Source organism: Pelatocladus sp. (genome assembly GCF_059505505.1).
In genome coordinates this window covers 40,712-54,311 of record NZ_JCACKS010000202.1, presented here as the reverse complement: position 1 = coordinate 54,311, position 13,600 = coordinate 40,712, and the positions used below count along the sequence as shown (strand labels likewise).

The 13,600-nt window shown below is 37.5% G+C and carries 10 protein-coding genes; 5 read left to right on the top strand and 5 right to left on the bottom strand.

Translation table 11 applies throughout. The features are described 5' to 3' along the window. Positions 1–957 precede the first annotated feature (957 nt). The 5 genes from AC5JMK_RS16025 to AC5JMK_RS16005 all read left to right on the top strand — a co-directional run bounded on the left by AC5JMK_RS16025 (position 958) and on the right by AC5JMK_RS16005 (position 8,849). Positions 958–2,790 (top strand): methyl-accepting chemotaxis protein, encoded by a 1,833-nt coding sequence (locus AC5JMK_RS16025; RefSeq protein ID WP_495910542.1) that lies wholly within the window; start codon positions 958–960, stop codon positions 2,788–2,790. 65 nt (positions 2,791–2,855) lie between these two features. Continuing rightward, positions 2,856–5,651, top strand: a complete 2,796-nt coding sequence (locus AC5JMK_RS16020) for a hybrid sensor histidine kinase/response regulator (RefSeq protein ID WP_495910541.1) — start codon at positions 2,856–2,858, stop codon at positions 5,649–5,651. A gap of 157 nt (positions 5,652–5,808) precedes the next feature. Then, the gene (cheB, locus tag AC5JMK_RS16015; protein ID WP_495910540.1) at positions 5,809–6,876 is read left to right on the top strand and encodes a chemotaxis-specific protein-glutamate methyltransferase CheB; all 1,068 of its coding nucleotides are present in this window, start codon (positions 5,809–5,811) and stop codon (positions 6,874–6,876) included. A 21-nt stretch (positions 6,877–6,897) separates the two neighbouring features. Next, positions 6,898–7,761 carry a CheR family methyltransferase gene (locus AC5JMK_RS16010; RefSeq protein WP_096677682.1) on the top strand — a complete coding sequence of 288 codons (864 nt, stop codon included), beginning with the start codon at positions 6,898–6,900 and terminating at the stop codon, positions 7,759–7,761. Further along, positions 7,758–8,849 carry a chemotaxis protein CheW gene (locus tag AC5JMK_RS16005; RefSeq protein ID WP_495910539.1) on the top strand — a complete coding sequence of 364 codons (1,092 nt, stop codon included), beginning with the start codon at positions 7,758–7,760 and terminating at the stop codon, positions 8,847–8,849. Before AC5JMK_RS16010 ends, AC5JMK_RS16005 begins: the two co-directional genes overlap by 4 nt. A gap of 256 nt (positions 8,850–9,105) precedes the next feature. Here AC5JMK_RS16005 and AC5JMK_RS16000 read toward each other — a convergent pair whose 3' ends face one another. From AC5JMK_RS16000 to AC5JMK_RS15980, 5 genes are all read right to left on the bottom strand, one after another. Continuing rightward, complete coding sequence (locus tag AC5JMK_RS16000) at positions 9,106–10,338, bottom strand: response regulator (RefSeq protein ID WP_495910538.1); 1,233 nt, start codon at positions 10,336–10,338, stop codon at positions 9,106–9,108. Between the two features lie 102 nt (positions 10,339–10,440). Then, on the bottom strand, positions 10,441–11,649 hold the full coding sequence (coaBC, locus tag AC5JMK_RS15995) for a bifunctional phosphopantothenoylcysteine decarboxylase/phosphopantothenate--cysteine ligase CoaBC (protein WP_495910537.1): 1,209 nt from the start codon (positions 11,647–11,649) through the stop codon (positions 10,441–10,443). Continuing rightward, the gene (gene isiD, locus AC5JMK_RS15990; protein WP_096677686.1) at positions 11,639–11,851 is read right to left on the bottom strand and encodes a protein IsiD; all 213 of its coding nucleotides are present in this window, start codon (positions 11,849–11,851) and stop codon (positions 11,639–11,641) included. Before isiD ends, coaBC begins: the two co-directional genes overlap by 11 nt. A 176-nt stretch (positions 11,852–12,027) precedes the next feature. Then, positions 12,028–12,645, bottom strand: coding sequence for an alpha/beta hydrolase (locus tag AC5JMK_RS15985; protein ID WP_495910548.1), 618 nt, complete (start codon positions 12,643–12,645; stop codon positions 12,028–12,030). A 94-nt stretch (positions 12,646–12,739) separates the two neighbouring features. Beyond that, positions 12,740–13,105 (bottom strand): hypothetical protein, encoded by a 366-nt coding sequence (locus AC5JMK_RS15980; RefSeq protein WP_495910536.1) that lies wholly within the window; start codon positions 13,103–13,105, stop codon positions 12,740–12,742. Between the last annotated feature and the right edge of the window lie 495 nt (positions 13,106–13,600).

Sequence of the window (13,600 nt, the reverse complement as noted above, 5' to 3'; positions counted from 1 at the left end):
TGACCAATGACCAATGACCAATGACCAATGACCAATGACCAATGACCAATGACCAATAACCAATGCTTACTTTCTCCTACGTTGATGTATAATCTGCGGAGTCTACCAATCTGCCACAGATTTTGGAAGTAGCTTAAGTACTTGCGTCTGTGGATTATATGCCAAGGCTACCAGGAAAATCGGCATTGTGCGTCGATCTTATCCTTGTAATTTGGCATAGGTGCTTAAAATATCAAAGTATTTGTCAAAACTAAAACTGATGTAGGTTGGGTTGAGGAACGTAGACGCGCCCTGCGCGGCTTCTAGAGAGAGTAACCCAACAGCGTCAGAACTTTGTTGGGTTACGCTCGCGCTCAACCCAACCTACTTTTCTACTTTTCTACTTAATACCAAGCGTATTGGGCTTTTCCTTCTTGAAGGGTAGGGGGATTTAGGGGTATCTACAACATTTTGCTATCGACAAGAGGACTTTTCAAACATCCTCTAAAACCTAATCAGATAATTTCCTAATATCTATCAATTTGTAATAGTAAATATTTTACAGCAAATTCTGAGCATTGATAAATACAAATAAAAGTAAACTTAGATTGTTTTTTTCAGAAGATTTAACAAACACATAAAAATTTAAATTCACGATGAATAGTAATCGGTAATTAGGAATTGAATAACCATCATGAACTGCCTACACCAGCACAAATCAAAATCCTATTCCTATTCTTTTTCTCCTTTCCCACTTTCTCTATTTTTATCTTAGTCATTTAGGAGAAAATTTTATAAACTAATCATGAAAATCTAGGTTTTTCCCATTCCCAAGTATTGACCAATAAATAGATAAATAGTTCTCTGTAAAACATCTCTAAGTATCACTCATCAGCCATGTTAAGTAAAATCTTCAAAAAATTGCCGAATCAATTAAAAGTTCAGGATCAATTTATCATATTGCTTGTTTTCAGTACTATGATTCCCGTCTCAATTGTGGGATTGTATGGTATTTATGCTTCCAATAACAGCCTATTGGAAGTTGCAAAAAACAATATGGAAACTGAGTCAAATAAAGAAGCTAATAAGATTAATGATTTTCTAGATGGTGTTAGTAATAACGTTTTTTTCTTAAGCAAAACTCCTCCAATTCAAGGAATCATCCGAGCAAGAGATAATGGTGGATTAGACGGGGAAACTAATTTATCCTATAACGCCTGGGTTGGACAGTTACAAGCTAATTTTGTTGCCATGATGGAACAAAATCCTCATTATATGAAACTCCGTTACATAGATGAAAATGGCAAAGAATTAGTACGAGTTGATGTTGATGGTTCTAAGAGCAAAATTGTCCCTGAAGGAGAACTACAACAACAAAGAGATAGAGAATTTTTTACTGAAACGATGAAGCTCTCACCTAAAAAGTTATATGTTTCTCCTGTTGATCTCAACCAGGAAAACGGTGAGATAAAAAAACCTTATCAAGCAACTATTAGGTACAGTATACCGATTCTGAATTCATCTGGACAAAAAAAGGGAATTATTGTCGCTAATGTATTTGCTGATAAATTTATCAAAGCTTTTAAAGAGGGTAATAATCAACGGGAAAATACAGAAAATATATATCCAGATCAAGAAAAATTCATTGTTAATCAAGATGGATTTTACATTTCCCATCCCAATGCTGCAAAAGAGTGGGGATTTGAATTTAAAAAAAATGACAAATTAGATCAAGATTATTCTCCAAATGTAGCCAAAAAGATATTAAGTAGTGAAAAGGGATTTGTTGAGCAAGGAGATTATCTATTTGCATTCCGTCGAGTTGATCCCAGTCCAAATCAACCAGAATTTTTAGTAGTAATCAATCGAATCCCCAAAAATAGTGTTTTTGCCACTGTCCATTCATTGAAAATCGTCACCATTTTGATTATTCTTATTTCTCTGGCTGTGGTGCTATCGCTGGCAATTTTCAGGACACGTCAAGTTGTACATCTGATCAAGCAATTAGTGAATGTAATATCTGCATCTATTCAGCAAACTTTTTCTGGTTTGGATCAGCAAGCACGCATAGCTGGACAGCAAGCAGCCTCAGTACATGAAACTACAACAACGATGGATGAATTGGAAGCTTCTTGTCGTCAGTCAGCTCAACAAGCAAAATCAGCCACTACCGCCGCACAGCAAGCTCTCACAACCGCAGAAGATGGTAGTCAAGCTGTGAAAGAAACTCTCGAAAGTATGTTCATCCTCGAAAAGAAAGTAGTTGCGATCGCCGACCAAATTGTGCATCTAAGCGCACAAGCTAGTCAAATTGCTAGTATTTCCCAAATTGTTTCTGATTTAGCAAACCAAACTAATATGTTGGCGCTCAATTCCTCAGTTGAAGCAGTCCGTGCTGGAGAATATGGAAAAGGCTTTGCTGTAGTTGCCAATGAAATTCGCAGATTATCCGATCAAAGTCAAAAATCTGCTGACAAGATTAATATCCTCGTTTCTAGCATTCAAAAAGCTATTAATTCAACTGTCATGGTGACAGAAGAAGGCACCAAGATAGTGAAAACAGGAGTGGAAAATGTTCAAAAATCAGATCAAGCTTTTGCTGGAGTAGCAGGCGCAATTAATTATATGGTCGTGAATAATCAACAAATCTCACTCAATCTCAAGCAACAATTAGATGCTATTCAACAAGTTGTCCAAGCAATGGACAATATCAACAGAGGAGCAAAAGAAACTGCTACTGGTATCAACCAAACCAAACTTGGTACTGAACAACTCAGCGCAGTTGCTCTGACTCTCAAAGAAATCGTGTAGATGGGGAGTATGGACAATGACCAATGACCAATGACCAATGACTAATGACCAATGACCAATGACCAATGACCAATGACCAAATCATGTTTATAGAAGATGAAGAATTGCGGGAATTGTATAAAATTTCCAGTGAAGAAAATTTACAAAAACTGACAGATGGTTTGCTGCATCTACAACAACAGCCAAAGGATGAAGTTGAAGCTACTTTAGAAAAATTAGCAAGAATAGTCCATAGCCTCAAAGGTGACTCCAGAATTATTGGTGTAGAAGATGTAGTAACTCTCAGTGATCGGGTCGAAAAGATTCTCTTGAGCCTTAAACGCCAAGAAATGATCTTAACTCCAGAAGTGAGCGATCGCCTTTATCTCGGATTGGATGCGATCGGTTTTTTGGTATACGAAGCTGTAACTGGTGAAGCAACTGGGGTAGATACAGCTGATATCCTTGAACAATTAATGGTAGCTGTTGCACAGTCAAAACCGCCAGAACAGGAACTTTTAGAAGAAGTACAACTAGTTATCACCCCACAAGAATTAGTTGCACAAGAGAATCAATCTACAATAAGCACCAATGGGTTGAAAGACGCGCGATCGCCCGTCTTTCCAACAGATAATAGCAATACTCCTCAAACAAAATTTTCTTTTATAGAAGACGAAGAACTTCGAGACATTTATCAAACTACTAGCGAAGAACGTTTGCAGACACTGGCAGCAGGTATACTACACTTGCAAAAGCAGCCACAAGATGAAGCCACGTTACAACAGTTACTGCGAGAAGCTCACAGTTTGAAGGGAGATTCCCGTAGTTTAGGGGTAGAAAATGTAGTCACCCTCACCCATCAACTCGAAGAGATTTTGTTGGGAATCAAACGTCAACAAATGAGCTTAACTCCACAAGTGAGCGATCGCCTTTATCAAGCATTGGATGCGATCGGTTTTTTGGTATACGAAGCTGTGACTGGTGAAGCAACTGGGGTAAATACAGCCGAAATACTTGACAATTTAGTGGGAGTTGTTACTCCATCCACAACCCCGGAATCTTTACCAGTTCTTCCTGAACTCTCGCCACTTCCCACCCCAATTTCTGTCAAGCCAGTAATTCAAGATTTACCCCCTCCCTCTTTAGGATCTAGTCAACCTTATCACATCGATACAATTCGGGTACAAACTGTTCATTTAGATGCTTTAATTACACACACCGAAGAACTAACTCTCACCAAAAATGCCATAGCTCATACCGCTACTGCAATAGAGGAAATGACAAACCTCTGGGAAGAGTGGAAAGCTTTTTATAACCAAACAAAAGTTGCTGAGTCTTCATCATTAAACATTGATCCCTACACAGAACGCTTAGAAAAAACTATCTATTCTTTAAGAAATACAATTCAAGAACACAATACTAAATTAGACATTGTTACTGGAGAATTAAGAGAAAAAATTCGTACTCTCCGGCTTTTACCTTTATCCACCGTGTTTGAGTTACTTCCTCGCACCGTTCGAGATTTAGCCAAACAACAATCCAAGCAAGTGGAATTAATGATATCCGGTGGAGAAATCACCACTGACAAACGTATTCTCGAAGAAATTAAAGATCCTCTGATGCACATGATTCGTAATGCTATAGATCATGGCATTGAAACTCCCAGTGAGCGAGAAAAACTCGGTAAATCTCCCGTCGCCACTATTTGGTTGAAGGGCTATCAAATTGCCAACAAAATTGTCATAGAAATAGCAGATGATGGACGAGGGTTAAACATCGAGAAAATCAAACAAACCGCCTTCAAACGTGGATTGTACAGTTATAAAGAACTGGAAACTATGACTCATAGCCAAATTCATGCTTTGATCTTGGCTCCTGGTTTTTCAACCCAAAGTTTTATTACAGAAATTTCTGGTAGAGGAATCGGTTTAGATGTCGTACGGACAAACATCGAACGACTCAAAGGTAATATTGAAATCGAATCAATCCCAACTCAAGGATGTACCTTTCGCATTCAGTTAAATACAAGTTTGGCGATTAACAATGTACTGCTGTTTGAAGTTCAAGGTATTGTTCATGCTTTACCGATTGAGTTTGTGCAAAGAACTTTATTTATCTCTCCTCAACAAATTTTGATTAAAAAAGATTGCATAACTATTAACTTGGATGAACAAAGTATTGTGGTTGCGAATCTTGCTGATTTGCTGGAACTTTATAACTCTCCTGCTTATACTCAAGTTGTTAAATTTGAGCAACAAAACCACACTCAACAACCTTGTATTTTAATCAAAGTAGGAGAAGAACAATTTGGATTGTTTGTTGATCGCCTTATGCAAACTCAAGAAGTAGTAATTAAACCTCAAACTCAGTTATTAAAACGGGTGCGTAATGTCAGTGGCGCCACAGTTCTCGGTTCTGGAAAAGTGTGCATGATTCTTAATCCCTCCGATTTGCTCAAATCTTTGCACCAGCAAACCACATCTGTAGTTTCTGCAAAACAAAGAAAAATAGTAAAAACAAAACCAGTGATTCTCTTAGTAGAAGATTCCATCCCTGTTCGCACCCAAGAAAAACGGCTTTTGGAAAAAGCCGGATATGAAGTCGTAATCGCGGAAGATGGACTAGATGGCTATAACAAACTCCAAACTCGTAAATTTGATGCGATTATTTCTGATGTCGAAATGCCCAATCTTGATGGATTGTCACTTACTGCTAAAATACGTCAGCATTCAGAATATCAAACATTGCCGATTATTTTAGTGACAACACTTGCTTCTGAGGCAGATAAAACAAGAGGAGCTGATGTCGGGGCTAATGCTTACATTATCAAAAGTAATTTTAATCAAGATGTTCTTTTAGAAATATTAGGAAGATTAATTTAAATAAGTACAACAGGGAGCGGAGAATGGGGAGCGGGGAACGGGGAGATGCTCCCGACAAATGACCAATGACCAATGACGACCCTCACCAGTTAGCTTTATTTGTGTCTACCCAATTATATGTTTTTTGAGCGAACCACTAACCACTAAAAAATAATCAATGCCAATTCGAGTTTTGTTAGTTGAAGATTCACAAATTGCTCTGGTACTTTTAAAAAGAATTTTGACCTCATCACCACAAATTGAGGTGGTTGGAGAAGCTTGCACTGGTTTAGAAGCTTTGCAACTAATTCCTAAAGTTGAACCAGATGTAATTTGTACAGACTTTCATATGCCTCACATGAATGGTTTAGAGTTGATAACTGAAGTTATGGCACTCTATCCGCGACCAATTTTAGTAATTAGTGTTTCCGTACAAACAGATGATTCCAAAAATATTTTTCAGCTTTTAGAAGCAGGAGCTGTGGATATTTTTCCGAAGCCAACCATCGGATTGGTAGAAGATGATGAGGTATTCAAACAGGAGTTGATTAACAAGATAAAAATTCTTTCTGGGGTAAAAGTATTTCGGAAAAAGCGAAAACTGGCTACACAAACACAGAATTTACAAGCAGAAAATCTGGCTGGTTTGTATTCTCGCTCTTTGACTAAACCAAAACTAGTAGTTATTGGAGCATCTACAGGTGGTCCCCAAGCTCTGAAAGAGATATTAACTAAATTACCATTAAATTTTCCCTTACCAGTGATTTGTGTACAACATATTTATCTTGGTTTTTTGCAAGGATTAATTGATTGGTTAGGTGTTGATTGTCGATTATCAATTCAAATTGCTCAACTAGGGGACATACCAAAACCAGGGAGAATTTATTTTCCACCAGAACAACAGCATTTAGAACTTGATGAAAGGGGGAGATTTATTTACTCTGACTCACCACCAGTTGCAGGACATCGCCCTTCGGTGACAGTTACATTTGCATCTGTTGCCAAATTTTATGGTCAAGCATCTGTGGGAATTTTGTTAACTGGGATGGGTAGAGATGGAGCAGAAGGAATGCAGGCGATCGCTCAAGCTGGTGGTTTGACTATCGCTCAAGATGAAGCTTCTTCTGTTGTGTTTGGAATGCCAAAAGCAGCAGTTGAGTTAGGAGCCGCGCAACAGGTTTTACCAATTCAGGCGATCGCGCCAAGGTTGCTGTCTCTGTTGCAAAATAATTTTCATAAATTGTGAAGAGAATAATCAGGAGTCAAAGTGTCAGAAGCAGAGACTTTAAGTATAGGGCTAAAAAAAGCTTTTATTCGATTAATTGCCAAGCATACCGGAATCAAAATTCGAGAGCGCGATCAAGCAAATTTGATCCAAAAAATATTTTTGCGTATGAAAGCTCTGAAAATATTATACCCAGAAATATATTATAAAGTTTTAGTATCTTCTACGATATATGGCTACATAGAATGGCAGAAATTTATTGCGATTTTGACGAATACAGAAAGTTACTTTTTTAGAGATAAAGGACAATTTAATTTATTACGAAATCAAATTCTTCCCGAAATAATTAAACGTAAACGAGATTACAAAACTATTCGTATTTGTAGCGCAGGATGTTCAACAGGTGATGAGCCTTATTCGATTGCAATTATTTTAAAAGAGTTGATTCCTAATTTAGAGGAATGGCATGTAACGATTTTGGCTTTAGATATCAACAAAGAAGCATTGAAAAAAGCAAAGGAAGGAATTTATACAGCTTGGTCATTGAGAAGCGTTGATGCAAATATAATTCACAAATATTTTATCGATTTTAATAATAATTATTACTTAGATGAAGAAATCAAAAAAATGGTCAAGTTTGAATATACAAATTTAGTCAAAGATTTGTTTATTCATCCATATTCCGATTTTAGAGATATGGATTTAGTTATTTGTCGGAATGTGTTTATTTATTTTGAACCTACAGTAATTGCCAAAATTTTAGAAAAAATTTATCACACTCTCCAACCATTAGGATATTTAATTACAGGACATACAGAACTTTGCAATCAAAATTTGAGTAATTTTCACACAAAAATATTCCCAGAATCCCTTGTTTATATTAAAAAGTCAGTAATCAAAAAATGAAGAAAAATCTGTATCTCACTTTTAGTTTAAATAACTATCTCTACGGCGTTGACACGGTTTACGTAGAAGAGATTTTCAATCTGCCAGAGTTGACAACAATTTCAGAAGTTCCTAATGGAATTATTGGTTTTGTCAATCTCCGGGGAGAGATTTTGCCAGTAATGGATTTGAATCTGAAATTGGGCTATCTGTCACCAGATTCTCACTTGACAGATAGTGTAGTAGTTTTAAAGTATGAAAAATTACGATTAGGCATTCTTGTTAATCAAATTCATGAAATTAGAGAAATATCTTTAGATGAAATTGCTACTGAACTTAATGATGAACGAAAATTAGTCGTTGAACAAAGAAATATTATTACTGGTGTTACTCATTTTCCAGATGATATTTTAATCCTAAATAATCCAAATAATTGGTTATACTTTGACGAGACACAACAACTTGTGTCTTTACAAAACTATCTGCAACAGGATATGTTTGATAGTTCTAATGTAGACGAACTTCAAACGAACGATTCCGATTTTTTACTGCTACAAAAGTCTACATTTTGCCAAAATGCAACTTTAGAAGAAAGAAAAGTTTTTAAACAAAGAGCAGATAACCTTAGACTTTCAACAAAAACTCAGGATTTTAAAAACTTTAAAACTTTAGCAATCATTACTTTAAATGACTATCTTTTTGGTGTTGATTTAGAAATGGTGCGGGAGTTTACTGATATTTATCATGTGACTCCTATTCCTTGTTGTCCATCACATATCATCGGTAATATGAATCTGCGAGGTGAGATACTTACCCTAATTGATCTGCGTGGATTACTATTAAATGTGCCATCAAAGAGTGTGCTTGTTGGTTCTAAAGTAATGGTAATCGAAGTTGAGGGTATAGTTGCTGGTGTAATAGTCGAAGAAATTTATGATGTGATGTTTTCCCTGAACTTACAAAAAGTAACAGCAATACCAACTACAATCAATTCAATTAATGCTCAATATTGTCAAGGGGCTGCTCCCTATCAGGAAAAAATTATGAGCATTCTGGATATACCTAAAATTTTCCTGAAGGGTGGCTTAATTGTGGATGAAGCGGTTTGATTCATCCAGTGATCTTTATTATACGAACTATAGCTATTCTAATTGAGTTGTGAGAAAATACGGAATCCCAGATCTCCCTATACGTTTCGGATAAGACAAATTGATTGGCATTTATACCTCGTAGAGACGTTGCACTGCAACGTCTCTACATACCCAAATTATGACGAAAAATTATTAACCGAACCGTATTGCAAGATCCCCCAACTTCTTTAAGAGGTTGTTTGAAAAGTGATTGGCTGTGACTTTAGGCACTTATTTATTGCCCAAGGTATTTATGAAGCATTTGTAATAATTCTTCTGGCTGTGGTGGCTTACCTAAAAATTCAGTGGCACCGACTAACATAGCATGGGCCCGATCAATAGGGTTATTTCGTTCTGTCAAAAAAATAATTGGCGTATTCCGAAAAGTGGGGGTATCGCGCAAAAATTTACAGATGCTATAACCATCAGCATTTGGTAGGAGCAAGTCTAACAAGATTAAATCAGGCTTGTGTTCGATGAGTTGAGAAAATCCTCGCATCGGCTCTGGAATACTCAACATTTGATATCCGGCGGGGATCAATATTTTTCTTAAAGCATAAGCCAACACTGGGCTATCATCAATACAAGCAATTAAAGGTTGTTTTTGGGTAGATTTATCAATAGATTCTTGAATGGATTTTTGAGCAGATTCCTGAGCAGATTTTTGAACAGATGTAATAGATTTATTTTCTAATGAGGGGGGCGTTGCTGCTACTATTTTTTTTATAGTTGGTAATGGTAAATCTGGAATCTTCTGAAGTTCTAATATACCTTTATCAACCCAAGGGATTAAATAGAGAGCCACTTCTACTACTGATTTTTCTTGCTCTAGAGCAATATCCCATAGGGTGAAATCACTGTTGAAATACTTTTTATCGGAAACTGGGATGATTTGAGAATCTACCGTTGAAGTCAAAACTGGGGCGAGACTGGGACTAAGGTGATCTAAACCAGCAGCTTGCCATTTTTGTTGTGTGTTTGTTGCTTTGGTAAAAACTGAAAGTATTTCCCAGGAAGACAAGGCTATGAGCTGGGGTAAATGAAATATATCTTTTTGAGTAGGTGTCCAGTTATTTTTTAAGTCTCTATAGTTACTTATTTCAAAAAAACATTCTTGAACAATACTACGAATTACTAACTTGGTTTGGATTGCACTCAATTTTCTTTGGCTAATCCCTTGAGCAAGGAGGTGACATTCCCAAGATTGATTATCGTCGGACAATACAGAAGACTCAACATTCCACTGCCAATTGGGACAATGCTGCTTTAAGGCTCTATTCCAGCGCCTAACAGGATGCATTCCACCTGTAGCATAAACCAACTTCCCGCCATTAAAGTAAAGATTCCAAACGACAGTGTGGTTGTATAAGATGAGAACTCCGTTACTACCATTTTTACTTAGATTGTCTAATTCTTCTGTCAGCCTTGTTAGTATCATTTGTGGCAATTCTGCTCTGCTCGCAATCATTATGCCGTAGCTTGCACCCTTTTATATCATTATTGATTAATATCAACTTGAAAATTTCTTGAGCTTGGACACTCATACAGCTAAAGTGAAGCAGTTATCCAATTAACTACTAAAACTACCAACAAAATCAAATAAATAATGAGCTAGCTGCAATTTAGTACATGGTGAAATTTCTAGCTGACGACCTTGTCTATCTAAGAATACTGCTTGGTTGTTGTCGCTGCCAAAACCACTATCAGGTTTATCTACTGGGTTAGCAACAATTGCGTCTAAATTTTTTCTGTGCAATTTTTCCCAAGCGGGAGTGATAATATCTCCTGTCTGAGCAGCAAATCCAATTAATAATTGATGAGGTTGTTTCTGCTGGGACAATTCTGCAATTATATCGGGTACAGGTTCTAAAGCTAAATATTCTGGAAGCGATCGCTTGGGCAATTTCTCAGTATTATACTCTCGTGGTTTGACATCTGCAACTGCTGCCGACATAATTATGACATCCATATTAGAATAATTACGTACTATAGCAGAGTGCATTTCTTCAGCACTTACCACAGGAATTGCTTTTATCTCTAAAGGAATTTCAGCATTCATCGGGGTATGTACTAAAGTCACATTTGCGCCTCGATGTAATGCTGCTTGTGCTAAAGCTAACCCCATTTTTCCCGTAGCAGGATTACCAATAAATCTCACGGGGTCAAAATGCTCTCGTGTTCCCCCCGCACTGATTAAGACTCGCTTTCCTGTTAAGTCCCGCTTACCTCTAGTGTGCAGTAAAGATTGAATATAAGCAATGATTTCTGGCGGTTCTGCCATTCTTCCAGCACCGACGCGATCGCACGCTAGTAATCCCGATCCTGGTTGCAAACTATGAAAACGACTATTTTTTAAAACATTTTGCCAATTCTGCTGTACCGTCTGTTGTTCCCACATATCGGTGTTCATCGCTGGTGCTAATACTACAGGACAAGTGGAAGCTAAGACGGTATTTGTAAGCAAATTATCAGCCATTCCGTGAGCTAATTTTGCTAATGTATTAGCTGTCAAAGGTGCGATTAAGAACACTTCTGCCCATTCGCCCAATTCTATATGTAAGGGACGAGAATAAATTGGTTGCCAAAAATTTTCATCTGTAAAGGCGGGATGGCGTGAGAGAGTGGAAAAAGTCAGAGGTGTGATAAATTTTTGGGCAGAATTAGTCAGAATAGTTCTGACTTCCACACCACTTTTAAATAATGTGGAAACAACTTCACAAATTTTGTAGGCGGCGATCCCGCCGCCCATAGCAATCAGAACCCGTTTGTCAGGCCTCATCGTAGGGTTCTAAATCTAGAAGGTGAATATATGGTTCAATTAACTCTGGGCGTTGAAATGCGATCGCACGTAGCATGTGCCAATCATCCAAACCTTCAAAAGCATTGCTATAGTTATCCTGCTCCAAGCGTGTAGCTAATTTTTCTACATCTTGTGGAGTCATAGTAGCAATGTCTTTTTTGGAAATGCTTAGAGTTTTCATAATGCTCGCCCCTCCCGTTAGCAGCATTTGCATCCAGTTTGGGTTTGTTTGCGCCCGACGCAGCCACCCAATATATATTACTCATTTGAGAGCATGAATTACGTGAAATTTTTCCGAATATATACCGGATTTTGTAAAACTTTTGTAACTGGGATAAGACAAAATCTAGCAACAAGCTACTCTGTAGTTACTTGAGTATTAATCACAAAATTACGTATTAATTCTAGGATTGGTAGTTGGATTTCATGACCCATATCAAATTCATAGTACTGTACTGCAATTCCTCGCGACTCTAAAGTTTCTTTGGCGTTGAGTGCGGCTCGTAATGGTACTACTTGATCATATCTGCCATGAGTGATTAAAACCGGAGCTAGAGATGTTGCAAGCGATGTCTCTATAGCACCAGGATGTAAATAGCCACTCATGACAACTAAACCTGCAAAGGGTAACTTTAATCCTATATCTAAAGTCATTGCCCCTCCTTGGGAAAAACCGCTTAAAATCGTTTGCGATAGCGGTATACCAGTTCTATTTTCTAAACTAAGCAACCAATCTGTCAATAATTGCCGACTTTGTGTTAGTCCCTCATACATATTATCCGCGCTCAGTTGATACCAAGCTCTTCCCATAGGCGAATGAGGATGAGAAAAAGGTGCATTGGGAAACACAAATTGATAATCAGTCAAATTTAAGTATGGTGCTAAAGATGCTAAATCCTCAGCATTTGCACCCCAACCATGCAAAGCGACGATTAATCCTTTAGGTGCTTTTCCTGTTTTTGGGGGAAGCTGAATAAATTCTAAAGACAGATATTTTCTCCCATGATTTAACTCTCCTTATCGATATTAATCAAATTATTGACCGTTTTATCTACCTTGACGTAATGCTTTACTCAGCAGGTATTGGTGTTTGATCCGCTACCGCGCGTTTCTTTCGCTCTGATCTGCGCGTTCCACCAGCCATCCCATACTCATCACTCTTTTTGCCATAGCGAGATGCAACACTCAACAGCATCTGCTCAGAATACACATTTAATTCACGTTCTGCTTCTGTTAATGCATTCTGTGTTCTTTCTACCATCGCCCTTGCTCGATTATAGGCGGCTAGCTTGTCTCGTAACTCCAGAATTTTCGTCTGGTACATAGCGATTGATAATCCATGACCAAAGTCTAACTCAGAATTAATCATCTGCATTCCTTCAATCCGTCGTTCAGCTTTGGTGAGTGCGATAGAGTTGCGTTTACGTTGCGCCATAAACTTTTCCTGTTTGGATTTGATATAAGCTGATGTGCATTTAAACTAGGATTTTTGAGAGCTATACTGCTTACTGTGTCGAGATTGCTCGCTCGATTTAAATGCTGAACAGCTTAGAGAACCTGATGACTAGGCATACTAGGTTTTTTGATACTAATAGAATACGCAATTAGCACACATAGTAGCCTGAGTGAACTTACAGAATTTTGAGAATAAATCAACGGTATTGCATGTAAATCCTCTTGGTGAAAAACAACGTCAAAATCAGGGTTTCAGATTAATTCTCTGCTGAAGGTAACAAAAAAAGGATTAGTTTACGAGTCGCAAAAGCTAGTTTACGAGTCGCAAAAGCTTAGTTTGCGAGTTGCAAAAGCTAGTTTGCGAGTTGCAAAAGCTAGTTTGCGAGTTGCAAAAGTTAGTTTATGAGTCGCAAAAGTTTAGTTTGCGAGTTGCAAAAGTTAGTTTATGAGTTCAAAAGTTAGTTTATGAGTCGCA

Bases quoted from the DNA above. Each gene is read 5' to 3' on its own strand.
- AC5JMK_RS16020 (WP_495910541.1), top strand. From the start codon at position 2,856: ATGACCAATGACCAAATCATGTTTATAGAAGATGAAGAATTGCGGGAA.
- AC5JMK_RS16025 (WP_495910542.1), top strand. From the start codon at position 958: ATGATTCCCGTCTCAATTGTGGGATTGTATGGTATTTATGCTTCCAAT.
- cheB (WP_495910540.1), top strand. From the start codon at position 5,809: ATGCCAATTCGAGTTTTGTTAGTTGAAGATTCACAAATTGCTCTGGTA.
- AC5JMK_RS15980 (WP_495910536.1), bottom strand. From the start codon at position 13,105: ATGGCGCAACGTAAACGCAACTCTATCGCACTCACCAAAGCTGAACGA.
- isiD (WP_096677686.1), bottom strand. From the start codon at position 11,851: ATGAAAACTCTAAGCATTTCCAAAAAAGACATTGCTACTATGACTCCA.
- AC5JMK_RS16005 (WP_495910539.1), top strand. From the start codon at position 7,758: ATGAAGAAAAATCTGTATCTCACTTTTAGTTTAAATAACTATCTCTAC.
- AC5JMK_RS16000 (WP_495910538.1), bottom strand. From the start codon at position 10,338: ATGATTGCGAGCAGAGCAGAATTGCCACAAATGATACTAACAAGGCTG.
- coaBC (WP_495910537.1), bottom strand. From the start codon at position 11,649: ATGAGGCCTGACAAACGGGTTCTGATTGCTATGGGCGGCGGGATCGCC.